Consider the following 2,624-nt stretch of genomic DNA (forward strand, 5'->3'; position numbering starts at 1 on the left):
AACCCTTATAGAGAAAGGCATTTAGCGATTTTTGTCAATTGTTTTTATCTAGAGCGAACTAATCAATTAAGTCTCTTGCCAGATAAGGATTTAGTCGATTTATGCCCCCCTATCGAACCATAACAAGTAACGAAGAGCCCAGTTTTCTAGGAAATCACAGCGAAGAATAACAGAATTATATAATTTGAAATTCATCCTGTTTAAGATTTTGAATTGATTCAATCTTGGAAACTTCTACAGCGATAACTGTATAGGCTTTTCCCTGATTATTTAACACTTCTAAAACATAGCCATCCTCTTGGCCTTCGGGTCGAGGACAATAATCCACGATAATCGCGTGAGTGCCACGAGACAAATTAGATTCTGGCAAATCTTCGGTTAATTGAACTTCGGAAAACATATCAAATTTCATAGTCTAACTCTTTTAATCTGGTAATAAAGTCACAAATCTTGTTTCTTTCGTAAGTGAGTCGATAATCCAATAGGTAGAGACTCGTAAGTTTATCCCGTTGACCCCTTGTAAAAGTCCTTTAATTTCATAAATATCACCGAACTTTGTTGGTTTATTTAAGGTGGCTTCGTTGAGAAGAATACGTCTTAAATCTTGTTCCAATACCTGCCAGTTGTCTAAATTATATCCTGCTTGTGCCAGAAAGCCTGATTTATCATCTTTGGGTTGTAAAACTAGCAAATACTGGGTTAATTTAGCTGGTGGGATTGTCGCATTGGGATTTAAATAAGGCATTTATATTGTAATTTAGCCAACTTCTTTATAGACTTCTATAAAATAGATTTTACAGTATATGCGGGCAGTATTGCCAGTCTTTTTCTTGGTCTAGGATTTGATCATTTTCAACTTCTTCGATGAGTTTTCCCAGTCCGTAATCCTCAAGGATTTCTTCGATTTTTTCAAATTCAGCAATGGGAATCTGAACGGCAATCGGCTTTTGATCCTTGTCTAATACATAGCTTTTGCTAATTTCTAGCATTTGTAGTTCCTCTAAAAGTTCTCTAGATTATTATTGATAAATCAAGTAAAACCTCACTCATGATTGTCGAGTTTGCTCTCTAGGGATTCTAGATCTGATAACTGCGGTGGATGATTAGCATTCCATGGGAGAGCTTGATCTAATTTTTCTCGAAAAGGCGATCAATTTATCCAGTCTTCGTTGCCGGGAGAGCGATCGAGTAAATTTTGATAAAACTCATTCCACAGTTGACCCCATTCTTTTAGATCGATAAAAACTGCTGTTTTTTCTCCTGTTTCATCGACAATATACTGAATACCTTTCATGATTTAAATTGTTGTGAGATGGATATTAATTAATAACTATATTTTAATCGATGCACGAGAAGATATGGATTTTGCAAGTTCTTGTCTAGCATCTTCCGATAGAGAACAACCAAAATCTAGAATCTCGATTAAAACTAACTGATCGTCCTCGGAATAATGTAATATTGTTTTCCCTTCCTCCTCTGCGTAAGCAATTGGATTATTGTTTAACTCAATTAATAAAGCATCCACATCTGGGCTATAGTGTATCTTGTTCACCAAATTCCTCTAATTGTTATCGCTTTAACTCTTGTGTCGGCAATGAATTGGCAATTAATCAGAATTAATCTAAATTGTTTCGCTCAAGCCAACCTAAGAGGCTGTTGTGTTGGCGTTGAAAGCTTTGCCGTGTTCTTCTCGAATTTTATGAATTTCTTCAGCATACTTGAGAGTAAACCCGTAGGATTCCGCAGCCTTTTCCGCAGCAATGCGAGACTTAACTAAATAGTCATGGATAGACGTGCATTCCTCCGATAATCTTGTTTGAGTTTTATCTTTTTCTTGCAAAATCTCTGAGTGGATCATAAGTTATTCTCCTCTTTGAATAGTTCAAGTGGTGTGACAATTTCAGGTGTTGACAAACCAAGGCGGGCATTGATAACGCGAATATGCTTCCGTTTGTTAGCATTCGCTAGGTGGTTGCAATTCCAAGTAACGAGATATTGAATGTCGAAATAGCTGGCATAGGCAAGATGTAGAGCGTCGCCCACAAGAGACCTTGGCATGACATAGTTGGCAAGATAAAACTCGACAACTTGTTCAAGAGCAGAAGTCGGCGGTAGTAAAGGAATCCTCGAAACCAAATGAATAATTTCAGCTTTACGCGGATAGTTTCCGTTGGTTAGTTCTTGAAGCACGGCATCCGAAATATATAAATCATAATAACTGGACATCTCCGACCACCACTTCCTTGTGATTTCGGTAAAAGTTTTTAGAGCTTCACGCTCATCAAAGTAATAACTCGGAACCGTGGAATCCAAGTACACTTTTTCTTTCATGATCATAACTGATCGACAAGACTAAATTAAAGCCTGAAGCAGCGGTATGGTAGCCCCCTCTATTCTACTATCCTATCTCTGTAACGAAGTTGTTGCACTGTCATGCTTGACCTCGATCATTTCTCAGAGCGATCGCACTTGATCCCATTGAAACTTCTCCATTTTATCCCAAACATTAGAACTCTTGCAAATTAATTATATGTTATAATCATGGGTTAACTAATTTTCCCCAAAAAATTAGTTAACCAGTACATTTGTCCTGAATGAAAACTTGAAGTTTAACTTTTAACTCA

At 37.1% G+C, this 2,624-nt stretch carries 6 protein-coding genes and 1 pseudogene; all 7 read right to left on the minus strand.

Annotated elements, in window-relative coordinates; genetic code table 11:
• Positions 1–175: 175 nt before the first annotated feature.
• Positions 176–412 carry a DUF4926 domain-containing protein gene (locus PX482_RS09830; RefSeq protein WP_002731660.1) on the minus strand — a complete coding sequence of 79 codons (237 nt, stop codon included), beginning with the start codon at positions 410–412 and terminating at the stop codon, positions 176–178.
• A 12-nt stretch (positions 413–424) separates the two neighbouring features.
• Positions 425–745 carry a DUF6883 domain-containing protein gene (locus tag PX482_RS09835; RefSeq protein WP_002764286.1) on the minus strand — a complete coding sequence of 107 codons (321 nt, stop codon included), beginning with the start codon at positions 743–745 and terminating at the stop codon, positions 425–427.
• A gap of 49 nt (positions 746–794) precedes the next feature.
• Positions 795–989 (minus strand): RelB antitoxin-like protein, encoded by a 195-nt coding sequence (locus PX482_RS09840; protein ID WP_002764287.1) that lies wholly within the window; start codon positions 987–989, stop codon positions 795–797.
• 53 nt (positions 990–1,042) lie between these two features.
• Positions 1,043–1,294, minus strand: a pseudogene (locus PX482_RS27675) (hypothetical protein).
• A 36-nt stretch (positions 1,295–1,330) separates the two neighbouring features.
• Entirely contained in the window at positions 1,331–1,552 is a 222-nt protein-coding gene (locus tag PX482_RS09850; protein ID WP_288026202.1) for a DUF2283 domain-containing protein, read from the minus strand.
• A gap of 93 nt (positions 1,553–1,645) precedes the next feature.
• A complete protein-coding gene (locus PX482_RS09855; protein ID WP_002789670.1) occupies positions 1,646–1,858 on the minus strand; it encodes a hypothetical protein in 213 nt (70 codons plus the stop codon).
• The gene (locus tag PX482_RS09860; protein ID WP_002763393.1) at positions 1,855–2,331 is read right to left on the minus strand and encodes a type II toxin-antitoxin system VapC family toxin; all 477 of its coding nucleotides are present in this window, start codon (positions 2,329–2,331) and stop codon (positions 1,855–1,857) included. The genes PX482_RS09855 and PX482_RS09860 overlap by 4 nt, the downstream gene beginning before the upstream one ends.
• Between the last annotated feature and the right edge of the window lie 293 nt (positions 2,332–2,624).

Origin of the sequence: Microcystis sp. M53602_WE12 (genome assembly GCF_030065455.1) — a bacterium.
GTDB lineage: Bacteria > Cyanobacteriota > Cyanobacteriia > Cyanobacteriales > Microcystaceae > Microcystis > Microcystis aeruginosa.